The sequence below is a fragment of the Pseudomonas tohonis genome, assembly GCF_012767755.2.
GTDB lineage: Bacteria > Pseudomonadota > Gammaproteobacteria > Pseudomonadales > Pseudomonadaceae > Metapseudomonas > Metapseudomonas tohonis.
The window spans coordinates 3,151,908-3,167,202 of sequence record NZ_AP023189.1 but is presented as its reverse complement, the minus strand read 5'-3'; the positions used below and the strand labels follow the sequence as shown (position 1 = coordinate 3,167,202).

Below are 15,295 nucleotides of genomic sequence, written 5' to 3'. Positions count from 1 at the left end.
ACGCTTGAAAATTAGTTCACAGTTTAACGAATCGAGCGCTACGCGTCATGGCGCGCGGCTCGCCTTGACCTTCGCCCAGAAGGCATCCAGCGCCGCCTTCTGCTCCACGGACAGCCGTTCCAGTACATAGAGGCGCCGGCGCTCGTCGCTCTTGAGCACCTGCATCGGCCGCTCCCTGGCCAGTTCCGCCAACTCCGGGCTGTCGGCCGCCAGGGGCGAGTAGAACTGGCTGGCGCGGGCATCGGCCAGGGCGTTGCGCGGCTCCAGCAGGTAGTCGATGAAGCGGTAGGCGAGGTCCGGCCGCTCGGCGTTGGACGGGATCGCCAGGCTGTCGATGAAGACCATCGCGCCCTCGTCGGGAATGCGGTAGCTGAGCGCCGGGTTGCGCGCGGAGGCGGTCAGCGCGTGGCCGATCCAGGCCATGGCCACGCACAGGCGGCCGTCGGCGAGGGCGTCGATATAGGCGTCGTTGTCCAGGTGGCGCACGGTGCGGGCGATGCCCAGCAGCGGCTGCAGGTTGCGCTCGATCTGCCGCGCACCGTACAGCGACAGGCTGCGGCCCCGGTAGTTGAACCACAGCGAGGCGGTTTCCTCCGGGGCATCCAGCAGGCCCACGCCGCAAGCGGCCAGGCGCGAGGCCTGGCGCTCGTCGAACAGCAGGCTCCAGCTGTTGGGCAAGGGCCCGCCATAGGCGGCCTCGGCGAGGCCCGGGTTGACCACCAGCCCCACCGAGCCCCAGAGATAGGGCACCGCATAGCGGTTGGCCGAATCGATGCCGGCAAGCATCGCCAGCAGGCCGCTGTCGACGCTGCGGTAGTGGCTCAACCGCCCCGTATCCAGCGCTGCCAGCTGGCCTCCGCGGATCAGCCGCGACAGCTGGAAATGCGAAGGCACGACGATATCCAGGGGCTGCCCGCGCCCCAGGGCGGCGTCCAGTTCCTCGGCCGCGGTCATGGTCTGGTACTCGACACGGATGCCCGTCTGCTTCTGGAAGTCGGCCAGCACCTGGGGCTCGATGTAGTTCTTCCAGTTGAGGACCCGCAACACGTCCTCGGCCCGGGCTTCCAGGGCCAGCAACAGCATCACCAGACAGGCCAGCAGTCTCATCGCGCAACTCCTTGCAGGTAAGGGGGCCGGCAGCGCCGGATCGCCCATTAGGAGCGAGGTGAGAAGCCCGCGTCATGTTCGAGCCTGCCAGCTTCTTGCTTGCCCGTGCCGGATTGGCCAGCGCGTGACGGAGGCCACGCAATGGCGGCGGAAATATCGCCGTGCAGGCCATTGCGGGCATTCATTAACCTGTTCATGATCGAGCGGAAATTCCTCCCGCAAGGTGCCCCCATGAATGCCCTGCTACGCCAGCAGCCCCACCTCGGCCTCCACCTCGCCATGCAGGCGCTTTCGGTCGCCCTGGCCGAGGCCGAGCGCCACGGTGCCCGGGTCAGCATCGCGGTGGTCGACGCCGCCGGCCTGTCGATCCACAGCGCGCACATGGACGGCGCACCCGGCCCCAGCCGCGCGATCGCCCTGAACAAGGCCGTCACCGCAGCAGGCTTCGGGATCGCCACCAGCGCCTGGCAGGAGCGCCTCGAACACTGCTCCGCCGCCGTACGCCAGGGCCTGCCGCTGCAACCGGGGCTGGCCCTGTTCGGCGGCGGCGAACCCTTCCGCCACCAGGGCCTGGTGATCGGCGCCATCGGCATCTCCGGCGCTTCCGAGCAGCTCGACAGCCTCTGCGCCCGTGCCGCCGTGGAGCACGTCGCAGAGCTGCTGGAGCCCGATGGCGGCGGCGCCTGTCAGCCGTGATCAAGGTCGCGGGCAGTCAGGGACAAGACGCACAGGCACCTCACGCCCCCTAATAGCGTCCAGCAGAACGCATTCCACTCACCGTTTCAGGCTGCAGTCATGATCAATATCGAGACACCCACCTACTACACGGCCACCAAGAAGTACGACCTCTCCTTCCCCTCCCTGGAAGCGGACCTGGAAGCGGATGTCGTCGTGATCGGCGGAGGGTTCTCCGGGATCAACACCGCGCTGGAGCTGGCGGAGAAAGGCATCACCAACATCGTGGTGCTGGAGGCGCGCTACCTGGGCTTCGGCGGCACCGGGCGCAACGGCGGGCAGATCATGGCCGGCATCGGCCACGACCTGGAGAAGATCCGCAACGACGTGGGCGAGGACGGCCTGCGGCAGATCTTCGAGATCAGCGACATGGGCGCCGACATCATCAAGGGCCGCATCGCCAAGTACGGCATCGACGCCGACTTCTGCCACGGCTACGGCTACATGGGGTTCAACGCCCGCCAGGAAAAGACCCTGCGTGCCTGGGAGAAGGAATTCAAATCCCTCGGCTCGCCCCACGAGATCCGCTTCCTCGGCGGCTCCGAGGTCAAGCAGATCATCGGCTCCGACGCCTACAGTAGCGCCCTGCTGCACATGGGCGGCGGCCACGTGCACTCGCTCAACCTGCTGCTGGGCGAGGCCAAGGCCCTGGCCAGCCATGGCGTGAAGATCTTCGAATACAGCCCGGCGCTGGAGGTGAGCTACGGCGAGCGCATCACCGTGCGCACCGGCAAGGGCTCGGTGAAGGCCAGCAAGCTGCTCTGGGCCTGCGACAGCTTCCTCAACAAGCTGGAGCCCGAGCTGCACAAGACCACCATCAACACCTACGCCTTCCAGCTGATGACCGAGCCGCTGTCCGACGAGTTGATCCAGCGCATCAGCCCGATCCGCGGGGCCTACAGCGACATCCGCCCGGTCATCGACTACTACCGCGTGACCAACGAGAACCGCCTGCTGTTCGGCGCGGCCACCCCGTTCGTCGAGCACATACCGGGCGACCTGAAGGCCTGGAACCGCAACCTGATGCTGAAGATCTTCCCCTACCTCAAGGACGTGAAGATCGACCTCGCCTGGGGCGGCCCCATGGCCTGCAGCGCCAACCTGTTCCCGCAGATCGGCACCCTGCCCGGCCGCCCCAACGCCTTCTTCGTGCAGGGCTACTCCGGCTTCGGCGTCACCCCCAGCCACATCATCTGCAAGGTGCTGGCCGAGGGCATGAGCGAAGGCTCGGCGCGCTACGACCTGATCAGCTCGGTGCGGCGCATCGAGGTGGTCGGCAAGGACCATATCCGCCCGCTGCTGCTGACCGCCGGCAAGACCTGGCACCAGGTGTCCGGCTACTGGAACGGCCGCCGCTGACAGTGATCGACGCGGCTGCGCGTCGGCGGTACGGCGTTGGGATCGGCCTTGGAATGCTCATTCACAGATGTGAACTCCGCTTCCGCAGCCGCTCCCGCCTTGTACCGCTCTAACTCGCTCGCGCCGGAAGCGGTGCAGCGGAAAAGCACATACCGTCATTCCCGCGAACGCGGGAACCCACTGAACGACCATCACTCGCAGGAGAACTGCCATGTCCCTCACCCCCATCAAGACCGGTATCACCCTCGCGGAACTGGATGCCTGGGGCACCGTCGCCGACCTGGGCTCGGAAATCCTCGAAGGCGAGGTCAAGGCCTTCGGCAAGATGACCGCCGGCGCCCCCACCGATCCGGTCAGCGCCGCCTACTTCGGCACCACCGGCGGCAAGTTCCGCATGGTCTATCCCTTCAACGAGCAGGCCACCGTGCTCAGCGGCGAGGTGATCCTCACCGACGAATCCACCGGCCAGACCACCCGCTTCAAGGCCGGTGACAGCTGGTATGTCGCCAAGGGCACCCCGGTGCTCTGGGAAGTGCCCGGCGAGAGCTTCGTCAAGCACTACTACGCCGTGGCCTGACCTTCCAGGCGCCTGCCCTGCGGGGCAGGCATCCGGCACTGGCACCCCCGGCGGCGATGGGCTGCAATACCCTCACCGCCCATGCGAGGGAATCCCCATGACGCCCACATCCGCCCCCGCCGAATTCGCCCGGCACTGCCTGCACACCTTCACCCACTTCGTGCCCGCCTCCCTCGGCGCCTTCTACCTGATCGACGACCAGTTGCAGGCCCGCGATTTCCAGCTGCTGGGCATGCACCCGCACATGCACGATGCCTACCTCGGCCACTACCGCCATGTCGATCCGCTGCAACCGCAACGCTGCCTGGCCACCGGCCTGCCGGTGATCCCGCTGAGCGCGGGCCAGGCGCGCCAGGACGAGGCCGGCAACCGCGAATACCAGGGCTTCCTGCGTGATCACCAGGTCATCGATGTGGTGGAAGTGATCGCCCAGGTCGACGAGCGCCCCGTGGCCGGGCTCTCCCTGCTGCGCTGCAGCGGCATGCAGGCGTTCAGCGACGGCGAGCTCGCCAGCCTGGACGCCCTCCAGGCACTGATGCAGGCCGGTGCCCGTCACCTGGCACCGGCCGCATCGGTGCGCCTGGACGGCCTGACCCCGCGCGAACGGGAGATCGCCCTGCTGCTGCGCGAAGGCATCAGCAACAAGCAGCTCGCCCGCCACCTGGGCGTCGGCCTGCCGACGGTGAAGACCCACCTGCTCAACCTGTTCCGCAAGGTCGGCGCCAGCAGCCGCACCGAACTGGTGGCGATGCTGTTCCTCTGAAGCGTGACTCAGCGCGCCGGGTGCTGTGCCTGCGCAGCGGGCGCGACGCCCGCCGGCAGCTCACCCAGCTCGGTGCCCAGCAGGTGGTTGACGAAGAGGTGGAACAGCTCCGACTGGCTGGAGATGCCGAGCTTGCTGTAGAGGTGCTTGCGGTGGTTCTTCACCGTGCCCTCGGCGATCTCCAGGTGCAGCGAGATGGACAGGCTCGAATGCCCCCGCAGGATCAGCCCGACTATCGCCTGCTCGCGTGCGGTGAGACGGTCGGTGGCGAAGCCGGAGAAGGCCGCGGCCAGGTGCTCGGCGATGCTGCGCGCCGCCCGCGCGCCCATCGATGCCTCCGCCACCCTGGCGTAATGGCGCTGCAGGAAGGCCTCCAGCGCCGGCTGGCACAGGCGCAGGGCGGCGATCTCCTCCTCCGCGAACACCGGCGAGCCGTTGCAGCGCATCAGCGAGTAGGCGGCATAGGTGCCTCCCGGCAGGGGCGAGAGGAAGACGATCTCCTCGGCCAGGCTGCCCGAGGCCAGCGAGATGCACGGGTGCACGTCCGGCGAGTTGAAGTATTCCCCTTCGAAGAAGGCGTCCGGCGCCAGCTCCCCCATGCGGTAGAGCCCGGCGGGCCGGCCATGGGCGCAGGCGGTGTAGACCGGGTCCAGCAGGTAGGTGCCGTTGACGTAGCGCTGCATCGCGCCAGGCTCGGGGATGCCATGCAGGTTGTCGTGCAGCAGCGCGGGGCTGCCGCCCGCCGGGTAGAGGAAGATGCAGCTCTGGTCGAAGGGTGCCAGGGCCTGCAACGCCGCATCGACGCGGGGTGGGAAGGCCGCAGTCTCGAGGTCGGCGACCAGCGCGGGGATGTGCGCGTGCCAGGTTTCCAGGGCCTGCCAGCCCTGGGAATGGGAAAGTCCTGCGGGGTGCGCCATGCCTTCACCTTCTTGTCGTCGGCCGCCCCGCCCGGGTGCACGGAATGCTTGCGGGGCCTGCGTTTCAGGGGTGTTTTCGAAGAAGCATTTTGCTTGCCACAACGCCCATCGCGCCAGCGCTTTTAAGCGCCCCGGCAAAACCCTGGCCGGGGCGGCTGTAGGGGCGAATTCATTCGCCAAGCGGCGCGCAATGCTGTCCAACTCGGTGCCCCATGCGGCCCTGCTCGGTGGAGGTAAACAGCGACCTCCACCCTTACGCCCAGCGGGACCACCCGTCGCTTGCATGCACCCATGAAAAAGCCCGACACAGTCACCTGCATCGGGCTCGTCCGGCTGCGTTCCCTGCTACACGGACGAAAACCCGTTGTCGACGAACAGGTGCGCGCCGCTGACGAAGGAGGCCTCGTCGGAGGCAAGGAACAGCGCGGCCCGCGCCACTTCCTCCGGCTCGCACAGGCGGCCCTGCTGGGCGGCGATGTCGGCCTCGCTGGCGTTGACGCCCATGGCCTGCAGCTCATGCAGTTCGCGCATGCCGTGGGCGGTGCGGATGAAGCCCGGCGCCACGGCGTTGCAACGGATGCCACGGTCGCGGAACTCCACGGCTATGGCCCGGGCGAACATCTGGCAGGCGCCCTTGGTGGCGTTGTAGACCACCTCCCCCGGCGTCGCGTACTGGGCGGAGATGGAGGAGGTGCAGACGATGCTGCCCTTGCCCCTGGCCAGCATCTGCGGCAGCACCGCGCGGGTCATCAGGAACATGCTCTTGACGTTGACCGCCATCAGCCAGTCCCACTCCTCTTCCTGCACCTCCAGGAAGGGCTTCACGATCAGCGTGCCGGCGTGGTTGAACAGCACGTCCGCCGGGCCCAGCGCGGCAAGGCTGGCGGCCACCGCCGCGGCCACCTGGTCGGCGCGGGACACGTCGGCGCCCAGGCCGATGGCGCGCCCGCCCTCGGCCTCGATCTGCGCCGCCAGGGCGCGTGCCGCCTCGGCGTTGCGGTCGATGATGGCGACCGCCGCGCCCTCGCGGGCGAACAGCCGGCTGGCCGCCTCGCCGCAGCCACCGGCGCCCCCGCTGATGATCGCGACCTTGCCGTGCAGGCGTGGTTGGTTGGAAAGCATGGCAACTCCTGTTTCAAGGGCTTCGTAGGGGCGTGACGAGGGCGCGAACCGCTCCCCGCCACGCAACGTGCATGGGGTTTACCCGTGGGCGGCCTTCAGCGCGGGTGCCCGTCGCGCCCGCCGCTGACGGCGAAGGCCTCCTCCGGCGACAGCACCAGGCGATGGCGGCGGTAGAAGGCGAAGTAGGCCATGCCGACCAGGTACCAGGCGGCGGCGCCCAGGGCCGCCCATTTGTAGAGCGGGTCGAGGAACTGGTAGATCAGCGTGATCGCGGAAACCCCGATCACCACCAGCGCGCCGAGCACGCCGTAGGGGCTGCGGTAGGGGCGCGGCAGGTCCGGATGCAGGCGGCGCAGGCGGATGAAGGCGACGCTCTGCAGGATGTAGGAGATCATCCCGGCGAACACGATCATGCTGACCATGATCCCGCCCATCAGCGCGTTGTTCTCGCGGCCGAAGCCGAACCAGAACACCAGCAGGATCGTCAGCGCCAGCAGGGAGCCGGCCAGCAGGGCGAGGTTGGGCGTCTTGTGCACGGGGTGGGTGACCGACAGCGCGGTGGGCAGGTACCCGGCGCGGGACAGCGAATAGATGTTGCGCCCGGCGGCGAAGCTGCCGGCCAGGAAGGACGCCGCCAGCCCCAGCACCGCCACGGCCGAGAGGACCTTGCTGGCGGTGTGCCCGAAGATCTCGCGGAAGCCATCCAGCAGCGGCTCGCCCGAACGGCTCATGGCGAAGGCGCCACCCCCGATGGACGCGCTGAAGAACAGCACGCCGATGGCCAGCGCCGCGAGGATGAGGATGCCGAACACCAGCGCACGCGGAACGTGGCGACTGGGGTCGTGGGACTCCTCGGCCGTCAACGGCAACTGCTCGATGGCCAGGAACATGTACACGCCGAAGGGCAGCGCCAGCATCACCCCGGTCAGGCCGAAGGGCAGCCAGGGTCCGTTGCCGCCGGCGACTTCCACTGGCGTACCGTCCGCACCCGCTGCGAGGTTCAGCGCCTTGGCGGCGAAGTCGACATGGGGAATCGCCGTGGCGAAGAAGAACACCAGCACGCCGATGGCCGCGAGGGTGATCAGCACCACCACGCGCATCGACACGCCCAGCCCGCGCACCGAGAGCAGCAGCATGCAGGCATAGCCCACCAGCCACCACAGGGGCTGCCACTCCGGCGCGGTGCCGAAGATGGCCGAGAGGTAGGTGCCCATGAAGAACATGTTGCCGGCCGGCGCCAGGATGAACTCGATGTTCTCCGCCAAGCCGGTGCTGAAGCCGCCCCAGGGCCCGAGCGTGGTGCGGGCGAAGGAATAGGCGCCCCCGGTGTGCGGCAGCGCGGCGGACATCTCGCCGATGGACGAGCACAGCAGCAGGTACATCACCGCGATGATCACGGTCGCCGCCAGCATGCTGCCGAAGCCCTGCGCCAGGCCCAGGTTCCAGCCCGAGTACTGCCCGGCGATCACCGCGCCCACGCCCAGCACCAGCAGGGTGAAGAACCCCGCATGGCGCTGCAGCGTGCGCTGCTCGAAATAGCCGGCGGACACGGCCTGGTAGCTGACGCCCCCATTGCCCGCGCCGGACCGCTCCAGTGTGGTGCTCTCGTTCATCGCGCCCCTCCCCTCGTTCGGTTTCTTGTGATGGGTATGGGGCGATGGTCGGGGCAAATGCCGGGGATGGGTATGTCCCTAAAGGGATAGGGGAGCAGCGGCAAGCTTCAAGCGGCAAGCTTCAAGTAAGAGCGACGAGCGCAAGCTTCCAGCCCCGGCCTCTTGCGGCTTGCAGCTTGAAGCTTGCCGCTGCGCCTCATCCCTCCGGTTGATACCCCCACCCGCCCCAACTGGCGACCATTGAGTCCTCATCAACACAACGAGGACCGTTCCATGACCACCCAATCCGACTGGATCACCGTAGGCGCGCTGGCCGAAGGCTTTGCGCCCGAGGCGTTCATCCTGCCCAACCTGGCCGATCTCGACGGCAGGCGCTTCGACCTGCGGTTCGACAACGGCTGGAGCATCGAGCACCGGTTCGCCGACGGGCACCTGGACTGGGCGCTGGCCGACGGGTCTTCCCGGGGTCGTTCGCCCTATCGCGCCACGTCGGTTCGCCCGGGCATCTACCTGGTGGATTTCATCAAGGAGGAGTTCGGCCAGCAGTGGTCGGTGAGCCTGGTGCTCGATACCGGCGCCGCCGCCTTCACCGCCGTGCTCGGCCGCCTGCCCGATGCCGCCGCCACCCGCGAGGGCCTGTATGGCCGGGCGCTGGCCGGCAAGAGCCTGACCGGCGTCGAGGTGCAGTTCTTCCACGGCACCCTCGACCGCCCCTTCCAGCCGGGCGCCTGCCCCCACGCGCCGAGCGCCGAGCTGGTGGGGCTGCGCAACCGCTACCGCTACAGCCCCACCGAGGTCTACGAGCACATCTACCTCAACGAGAACTACTACAGCTGGCAGTGCCTGGCGGGCGTCGAGAAGGGCCTGTGCGACACCGACCGCTGCCACTACTTCAAGATCGCCGATGAGCTCTACCTGTTCGTCTGGCGCGAGAAGATCGTGCCCACCCTGGGCGTGGTGATGATCGACCTCCAGGCCCACCGCAGCGACGGCAAGATCTTCGGCTACGCCGATGGCGAGTTCGGCGCCCTCTCCAACTTCCCCGTCGCCTCCCACTGCGACGTGCTCAACCGCACGGTGCATGGCGATGCGTGAGCGCACGGTGGTGATCACCGGCGCCGGCACCGGCATCGGTGAAGCCTGCGCCCGGCGCCTCGGGGCGGAAGGCGCCAACCTGGTGCTGATCGGCCGCCGACGCGAGCCATTGGAGAGGGTAGCCGCCGAGACGGGCGGCCTGGTGCTGGTGGGGGACGCCGCCAGCAGCGCCGACTGGGCCGGCTTCGTCGCCGCCACCCGCGAGCGCTTCGGCGGCATCGACGCGCTGCTCGCCTGCGCCGGCGGCCACGGCCTGGGCAGCGCCACCGACACCAGCGACGACGCCTGGCAGGCCGCCATGCGCGGCAATCTCGACACCGCTTTCCACAGCGCCCGCGCCTGCCTGCCGTCGCTGCTGGACCGGCGCGGCAGCATCGTCCTGCTCGGCTCCATCGCCTCCCTGGCGGCGGGGCCGCAGGTGTGCGGCTACACCACCGCCAAGCATGCGCTGCTCGGTCTCACCCGTTCGCTCGCGCGGGACTACGGGCCGCAAGGCGTGCGGGTCAACTGCGTGTGCCCCGGCTGGGTGCGCACGCCCATGGCCGACGAGGAGATGCAGCCGCTGATGCGGCACTACGGCGAGAGCCTCGACGCCGCCTATGCACGGGTCACGGCCGAGGTACCGCTGCGCCGCCCGGCGCAGGCGGAGGAAATCGCCGCGCTGTGTCGCTTCCTGATCAGCGACGAGGCCGCCATCCTCACCGGCGCCACCCTGGTGGCCGACGGCGGTTCCAGCATCGTCGACCTGCCCACCCTCGCCTACGAACGCATGGGGGACGCGCCATGAAGAACGCCTTCGATTTCACCGGGCGCCGCGTGCTGGTCACCGGCGGCGCCCAGGGCATCGGCCGCGCCATCGTCGAAGGCTTCGCCGCCTGCGGGGCGCACGTGCTGATCGCCGACCTGCAGCAGGTGCCGGCCGAAGCCCTGGCGCGATCGCTGCGCGATGGCGGCTGCGACGTGAGCGCCGTCACCCTCGACCTCGCCGACCGCGACGCCACCCTGCAGTTGCTCGCCGGCCTGCCTCGGCTCGATGTGCTGGTGCATAACGCCGGCTACTTCCCGCTGACGCCGCTGCTGGAGATCGGCCCGACATTGCTGGAGCGCACCCTGGCGGTGAACCTCGGCGCGCTGTTCTGGCTCACCCAGGGCGCCCTGCCCTTGTTCCGGCGCCAGGGCGGGGGCTGCGTGCTGGTCACCTCCTCGGTGACCGGGCCCCGGGTGGCCTACCCGGGGCTGACCCACTACGCGGCGTCCAAGGCCGGGGTCAATGGCTTCATCCGCAATGCGGCGCTGGAGCTGGCCCCCGAGGGCGTCCGGGTCAACGGCGTGGAACCGGGGATGATCCGCACCCCGGCCATGGGCAACCTCGGCGATGCCGGCCACGCCGCCGCCATCGCCCGGGGCGTGCCCCTGGGGCGCCTCGGTGAGCCCGGCGACATCGCCGCCGCCATGCTGTTCCTCGCCTCGGACCAGGCGTCCTACATCACCGGCCAGACGCTGGTGGTGGACGGCGGCGCGACGCTCCCGGAAACCCTCGCGGCCACCGCCGGCTGAACGCCCAAGGCCAGGGCCGGCGGGGGTCGCCGGCCTATCCTGCATCTGTAGGATGGTGACCCCCGCAAGCCTTGGCGATACTCGCTCCAGGCCCTGCCCCGTCACCCCGACACCGGCCACCCACTGATGACTGAGAGCCGTTCACCGGCTCCGACAAGAACAACAAAGTCGCAGAGAGGTACCCCCATGAGCCAGATCGACGAACACCTCATCCCCGCCTGTCGTTTCGCCGCCTTCAACGGCTGCGTGCTGGACCTGCAACGCCTGGCCCAGGAACAGCCTCTCGCCCGCTTCCATCGTCATGCCCTGCAGCGCCTGCAGGCGTTGCTGGCTTTCGACAAGGCCTGGTGGGGACACGCGGCGATGGTCGCCGACCTGCCCGAGGAGCGCAGCTCCCAGGTGTTCGGCCTGCCCACGAGCTATGTCGAGGACTGGCAATCGATCCGCGAGCAGGACATAACCATCGGCCTGGTGCAGTCCCGGCCGGGCCGCGCGGTGATCGTCGACAGCCAGGCCACGGACACCCCCGCCGGGCTGCGCTGGCTGGGCCGCAAGCACGGCTTCGGCGAATTCCTCTGTGTGATCCACATCGACCCGCAGACCCAGCTCAGCGTGCACCTGACGCTCTACCGCCGCCCTGACGCGCCGCGCTTCGGGGAAGAGGAACGCTTCCTGCTCGACCAGGTGATGCCGCACCTGCTGGCCGCCGAGGGCGCCAACCAGATCCGCGCCCTGGTGGCCCTGCGCGAGACCCTCGACGGGCCGAACACCCTGGCGCTCGCGGTGTGCGACCGCCAGGGCACGCTGCACTATGCCGAGCACGGTTTCGTCGAGCGCCTGCTGCTGGAATGGCCGCGCTGGAACGGCCCGCACCTGCCCGAGGCGGTCGGCGCCGCCGGCTACCGCGGCCAGCACCTGCAGCTGGACGCCACCGAGGTGGGCCACCTGCTCCTGCTCAGCGCCCGCCCGCGCACCGCCCTGGCGCAGCTCAGCGCCCGCGAGGCAGACGTCGCCGAGCGCTTCGGCGGCGGCAGCACCTACAAGGAGATCGCCCGCGACCTGGGCCTGGCGCCGAACACCGTGCGCCATCACATCCGCAGCATCTACGACAAGCTCGGCGTCAACGGCAAGGCGGGCATCGCCCACCTGCTGCACCACACCCCCGGCTAATCCCGAACGCTCCCCGGCTCCACCTCCATCCGCCCTGAAGAAGGCGGGACGGGGAGCCTTTTGCCTGCACTTACCATCCGCCAGAGGAACCCTGCACATGCACAGCCGCCATTCGCCCCTGCTCCCTCAGGTCGTCGCCCTCGCCGTCGCGCTCGCCGCAACCGGTGCCCGGGCCGCCGACCTCAACGCCCGCGACTTCGTCTCCGCACCGGTGGGCACGGTGCTCGGCGTCGGCTACCTGCCGCTGACCCGCGCCAACGACTACCACGGCGCGGGCGACAGCACCGGCAAGGCCGACCTCGCGGTCAACGCCTTCGCCTGGCGCCAGCTGATCTTCACCGACATCTGCGGCACCCTGTGCACCCCGCAGTTCATCGTGCCCTACGTGGACGTCGACATCCGCGCGCCGGGCGCCGCCAGCCGCAGCAGCGAACGCGGCCTGGGCGACCCGCAGGTGGGTGGCACGCTGTTCTTCATCAACGACCCGCAATCGCGCACCTACAGCGGCCTGCTGACCATGCTCACGGTGCCGGTGGGCGAGTACCACGGGCGCAACCCGGACGCCTCCCCGGGGGCCAACCGCTGGGCCCTGCACCTCAACTACAACTACACCCAGGGCGTGGGCGAGAAGTGGATGCTGGAAGCCAACCTCGAAGCCCAGCTCTACGGCAAGAACGACGACTACTTCGGCCAGGACCTGGAGCAGAAGCCGCTCTACCGCCTGCAAGCCTTCGCCTCCTACGACTTCACCCCCGGCACCTACGGCGCCCTGCGCCTGATCCACGCCGACGGCGGCGAGCTGGAGTTCAATGGCCGCACCCTCGACGACACCCACCAGCGCTACACCCAGCTCGGCTTCGAAGTGGGCCACTGGCTGGACCCGCGCAACCAGGTGCTGCTGGGCCTGACGCGCAACGTCGCCACCAAGAACGCCTTCGAGCAGAACAACCTGCTGCTGCGCTTCGTCCATGTCTTCTGAGGGCCCTGCCATGATCACCGCCACTTCAGCGGGGCTGCCCCGCACCCGCCTCCTGGCCATCGTGCTGTTCGCCGCCATCGTCCCCTGCGTGCTGATGGCGGCACCGGCCATCGCCACCCAGTACGCCCTCCAGCTCGGCCTCGGCCCGGCGCAGATCGGCCAGCTGTTCTCCGCCGAACTGGCCGCCATGAGCCTGGCCACCCTGCCCGCCTACCTCTGGCAGCCACGCCTGGACTGGCGACGGGTGGCGCGCGCTGCGGCGCTCCTGTTCATCGTCGCCAACCTGGCCTCGGCCTGGGCGAGCGCCTTCCATCCGCTGATGGCGCTGCGCGTGGCCAGCGCGCTGGCCGGCGGCACGCTGATGGTGCTGTGCATCGCCAGTGCCGCGCAGAGCCGGGACCGTGACCGCGTCTATGGCCTCTGGGTCATGGGCCAGCTGGTGCTCGGCGCCGCCGGCCTGTGGCTGCTGCCACCGCTGTTCGCGCGTTTCGGCCTGCAGGCGCTGTACCTGGGCCTGGCCCTGCTGATGCTGCTGTGCCTGCCGCTAGCCGGCAGTTTCCAGGGCATGGCCCCGAGCACCCGGGCGCAGGTGAGGGAGCGCTGCGGCCTGGGCTGGCGCGCGCTGCTGGCGCTGTTCGCGGTGCTGGTGTTCTACGTCGGGCTCAGCGGCGTATGGACCTTCATCGGCAGCATCGCCAGCGCCGCGGCCATCGACCCGGCCAGCAGCGGGCGCATCCTCGCCATCGCCACCCTGCTGGGCATCGCCGGCTCCGCCTGTGCCGCGCTGATCGGCCAGCGCTGGCCGCGCGGGACGATGCTGCTGCTCGGCTACGCCCTGATGACCGGCGCCGTGCTGCTCCTGCTCGATGAGCCCGGCCTCGCGCGCTTCGCCACCGCGGCCCTGGTGTTCAAGTACACCTGGACCTTCGCCCTGCCCTTCATCCTCGCCTGCCTGGCCGACCTGGACCGCGACGGCCGCCTGATGAACACCACCAACCTGCTGATCGGCGGCGGCCTCGCCCTGGGCCCGGCCATCGCCGGCCCGCTGCTGGAGAGCAGCGTCGGCATGCGCGGCGTCCTGCTTCTCAGCGCCACCTGCCTGCTGCTGTCCTTCGCCGCCCTCAGCGTCAGCCGCCTGCGCGGCACCGCGCCAACCCCTTCCCTCGACGACAACGGAGTCCAACCATGAGCCGCCGTACCGCCTTCTTTTCCGATGAACTCTGCTTCTGGCACAGCGCCGGCATGCACGCCCTGACCCTGCCCGTGGGCGGTTGGGTGCAGCCGCCGGCCGCCACGGGCTTCGCCGAATCCCCCGAGACCAAGCGCCGGCTGAAGAGCCTGCTGGATGTTTCCGGCCTCTCCCGCCAGTTGCTGCAGCGCGGCGCGGAGCCGGCCACGCACGAGGACCTGCTGCGCGTCCACCCGGCGCATTACCTGGAGCGCTTCAAGGCCCTGAGCGATGCCGGCGGCGGCGAGCTGGGCAGCGAGGCGCCCATCGGCCCGGGCAGCTACGAGATCGCCAGGCTCTCCGCCGGCCTGGCCATCGCCGCCGTCGACTGCGTGCTGCGTGGCGAAGCGGACAACGCCTACTCGCTGTCGCGCCCGCCGGGCCACCACTGCCTCGCCGACCAGGCCATGGGGTTCTGTTTCCTCGCCAATATCCCCATCGCCATCGAGGCCGCGCGGGTGAAGCACGGCCTGCGCCGGGTCGCGGTGATCGACTGGGACGTGCACCACGGCAACGGCACCCAATCGATTTACGAGGAGGACGGCGAGGTGCTGACCATTTCCCTGCACCAGGAGAACTGCTACCCGCCGGGCTACAGCGGCGCGGAGGATCGCGGGCGCGGCGAGGGCCTGGGCAGCAACATCAACATCCCCCTGCCGGCCGGCAGCGGGCATGACGCCTACCTGCAGGCCATGCGTCGCATCGTGCAGCCGGCGCTGCAGCGCTTCCGCCCGGAGCTGATCGTGGTCGCCTGCGGCTACGACGCCAATGCCGTGGACCCGCTGGCGCGCATGCTGCTGCACAGCGACTCGTTCCGGGGGATGACGGCGCTGCTGCACGAGGCAGCGGATGCGCTCTGTGGTGGGCGCCTGGTGCTGGTGCACGAGGGCGGCTACGCGGAAGCCTACGTGCCCTTCTGTGGCCTGGCGGTGATGGAGGAACTGGCGGGGGTGCGCACTGCGGTGGAGGACCCGATGCTGGCCTTCATCCAGCTGCAGCAACCGGGCGAGGCCTTCGCCGGCTTCCTGCGTGACCAGGTGGAGAACCTGGCCACGCGGCTGGGCTAGCCGATG

The 15,295-nt window shown here is 69.4% G+C and carries 15 protein-coding genes; 11 read left to right on the top strand and 4 right to left on the bottom strand.

Annotation, left to right across the window (positions count from 1 at the left end):
* Positions 1–45 precede the first annotated feature (45 nt).
* Positions 46–1,107, bottom strand: a complete 1,062-nt coding sequence (locus tag HSX14_RS14480) for an extracellular solute-binding protein (RefSeq protein WP_173175827.1) — start codon at positions 1,105–1,107, stop codon at positions 46–48.
* A gap of 231 nt (positions 1,108–1,338) precedes the next feature.
* Between HSX14_RS14480 and HSX14_RS14475 the strand changes: the two genes are divergently transcribed.
* From HSX14_RS14475 to HSX14_RS14460, 4 genes are all read left to right on the top strand, one after another.
* Positions 1,339–1,803, top strand: a complete 465-nt coding sequence (locus tag HSX14_RS14475; RefSeq protein WP_173175825.1) for a GlcG/HbpS family heme-binding protein — start codon at positions 1,339–1,341, stop codon at positions 1,801–1,803.
* 99 nt (positions 1,804–1,902) lie between these two features.
* The gene (locus HSX14_RS14470; protein WP_173175823.1) at positions 1,903–3,201 is read left to right on the top strand and encodes an NAD(P)/FAD-dependent oxidoreductase; all 1,299 of its coding nucleotides are present in this window, start codon (positions 1,903–1,905) and stop codon (positions 3,199–3,201) included.
* Positions 3,202–3,412: 211 nt separating this feature from the next.
* Entirely contained in the window at positions 3,413–3,778 is a 366-nt protein-coding gene (locus HSX14_RS14465; protein ID WP_173175821.1) for a cupin domain-containing protein, read from the top strand.
* 97 nt (positions 3,779–3,875) lie between these two features.
* Positions 3,876–4,541, top strand: a complete 666-nt coding sequence (locus tag HSX14_RS14460; protein ID WP_173175819.1) for a helix-turn-helix transcriptional regulator — start codon at positions 3,876–3,878, stop codon at positions 4,539–4,541.
* Between the two features lie 8 nt (positions 4,542–4,549).
* Here the strand turns inward: HSX14_RS14460 and HSX14_RS14455 are convergent, their stop codons facing one another.
* The 3 genes from HSX14_RS14455 to HSX14_RS14445 all read right to left on the bottom strand — a co-directional run bounded on the left by HSX14_RS14455 (position 4,550) and on the right by HSX14_RS14445 (position 8,193).
* Positions 4,550–5,458, bottom strand: coding sequence for a response regulator transcription factor (locus tag HSX14_RS14455; RefSeq protein ID WP_173175817.1), 909 nt, complete (start codon positions 5,456–5,458; stop codon positions 4,550–4,552).
* 345 nt (positions 5,459–5,803) lie between these two features.
* Positions 5,804–6,580, bottom strand: coding sequence for an SDR family NAD(P)-dependent oxidoreductase (locus HSX14_RS14450; RefSeq protein ID WP_173175815.1), 777 nt, complete (start codon positions 6,578–6,580; stop codon positions 5,804–5,806).
* 95 nt (positions 6,581–6,675) lie between these two features.
* The gene (locus HSX14_RS14445; RefSeq protein WP_173175813.1) at positions 6,676–8,193 is read right to left on the bottom strand and encodes an amino acid permease; all 1,518 of its coding nucleotides are present in this window, start codon (positions 8,191–8,193) and stop codon (positions 6,676–6,678) included.
* Positions 8,194–8,466: 273 nt separating this feature from the next.
* Here HSX14_RS14445 and HSX14_RS14440 point away from each other — a divergent pair, with 273 nt between their 5' ends.
* From HSX14_RS14440 to HSX14_RS14410, 7 genes are all read left to right on the top strand, one after another.
* Positions 8,467–9,288: a molybdenum cofactor biosynthesis F family protein gene (locus HSX14_RS14440; protein ID WP_173175811.1), complete on the top strand. Its 822-nt coding sequence runs from the start codon at positions 8,467–8,469 to the stop codon at positions 9,286–9,288.
* A complete protein-coding gene (locus HSX14_RS14435) occupies positions 9,281–10,075 on the top strand; it encodes an SDR family NAD(P)-dependent oxidoreductase (protein WP_173175809.1) in 795 nt (264 codons plus the stop codon). Before HSX14_RS14440 ends, HSX14_RS14435 begins: the two co-directional genes overlap by 8 nt.
* Entirely contained in the window at positions 10,072–10,845 is a 774-nt protein-coding gene (locus tag HSX14_RS14430; protein ID WP_173175807.1) for an SDR family oxidoreductase, read from the top strand. The genes HSX14_RS14435 and HSX14_RS14430 overlap by 4 nt, the downstream gene beginning before the upstream one ends.
* 186 nt (positions 10,846–11,031) lie before the next feature.
* A complete protein-coding gene (locus tag HSX14_RS14425; protein ID WP_173175805.1) occupies positions 11,032–12,015 on the top strand; it encodes a response regulator transcription factor in 984 nt (327 codons plus the stop codon).
* Positions 12,016–12,112: 97 nt separating this feature from the next.
* A complete protein-coding gene (locus tag HSX14_RS14420; protein WP_173175803.1) occupies positions 12,113–12,994 on the top strand; it encodes a transporter in 882 nt (293 codons plus the stop codon).
* Positions 12,984–14,183 carry an MFS transporter gene (locus tag HSX14_RS14415; protein ID WP_373874656.1) on the top strand — a complete coding sequence of 400 codons (1,200 nt, stop codon included), beginning with the start codon at positions 12,984–12,986 and terminating at the stop codon, positions 14,181–14,183. Before HSX14_RS14420 ends, HSX14_RS14415 begins: the two co-directional genes overlap by 11 nt.
* Positions 14,180–15,289, top strand: a complete 1,110-nt coding sequence (locus HSX14_RS14410; RefSeq protein ID WP_173175799.1) for a class II histone deacetylase — start codon at positions 14,180–14,182, stop codon at positions 15,287–15,289. Before HSX14_RS14415 ends, HSX14_RS14410 begins: the two co-directional genes overlap by 4 nt.
* Positions 15,290–15,295: the final 6 nt, after the last annotated feature.

Excerpts from the sequence above, each read along its gene's own strand:
- HSX14_RS14415 (WP_373874656.1), top strand. The coding sequence starts at position 12,984 with ATGTCTTCTGAGGGCCCTGCCATGATCACCGCCACTTCAGCGGGGCTG.
- HSX14_RS14470 (WP_173175823.1), top strand. The coding sequence starts at position 1,903 with ATGATCAATATCGAGACACCCACCTACTACACGGCCACCAAGAAGTAC.
- HSX14_RS14465 (WP_173175821.1), top strand. The coding sequence starts at position 3,413 with ATGTCCCTCACCCCCATCAAGACCGGTATCACCCTCGCGGAACTGGAT.
- HSX14_RS14480 (WP_173175827.1), bottom strand. The coding sequence starts at position 1,107 with ATGAGACTGCTGGCCTGTCTGGTGATGCTGTTGCTGGCCCTGGAAGCC.
- HSX14_RS14440 (WP_173175811.1), top strand. The coding sequence starts at position 8,467 with ATGACCACCCAATCCGACTGGATCACCGTAGGCGCGCTGGCCGAAGGC.
- HSX14_RS14455 (WP_173175817.1), bottom strand. The coding sequence starts at position 5,458 with ATGGCGCACCCCGCAGGACTTTCCCATTCCCAGGGCTGGCAGGCCCTG.
- HSX14_RS14420 (WP_173175803.1), top strand. The coding sequence starts at position 12,113 with ATGCACAGCCGCCATTCGCCCCTGCTCCCTCAGGTCGTCGCCCTCGCC.
- HSX14_RS14445 (WP_173175813.1), bottom strand. The coding sequence starts at position 8,193 with ATGAACGAGAGCACCACACTGGAGCGGTCCGGCGCGGGCAATGGGGGC.
- HSX14_RS14435 (WP_173175809.1), top strand. The coding sequence starts at position 9,281 with ATGCGTGAGCGCACGGTGGTGATCACCGGCGCCGGCACCGGCATCGGT.
- HSX14_RS14460 (WP_173175819.1), top strand. The coding sequence starts at position 3,876 with ATGACGCCCACATCCGCCCCCGCCGAATTCGCCCGGCACTGCCTGCAC.
- HSX14_RS14430 (WP_173175807.1), top strand. The coding sequence starts at position 10,072 with ATGAAGAACGCCTTCGATTTCACCGGGCGCCGCGTGCTGGTCACCGGC.
- HSX14_RS14425 (WP_173175805.1), top strand. The coding sequence starts at position 11,032 with ATGAGCCAGATCGACGAACACCTCATCCCCGCCTGTCGTTTCGCCGCC.
- HSX14_RS14450 (WP_173175815.1), bottom strand. The coding sequence starts at position 6,580 with ATGCTTTCCAACCAACCACGCCTGCACGGCAAGGTCGCGATCATCAGC.
- HSX14_RS14475 (WP_173175825.1), top strand. The coding sequence starts at position 1,339 with ATGAATGCCCTGCTACGCCAGCAGCCCCACCTCGGCCTCCACCTCGCC.
- HSX14_RS14410 (WP_173175799.1), top strand. The coding sequence starts at position 14,180 with ATGAGCCGCCGTACCGCCTTCTTTTCCGATGAACTCTGCTTCTGGCAC.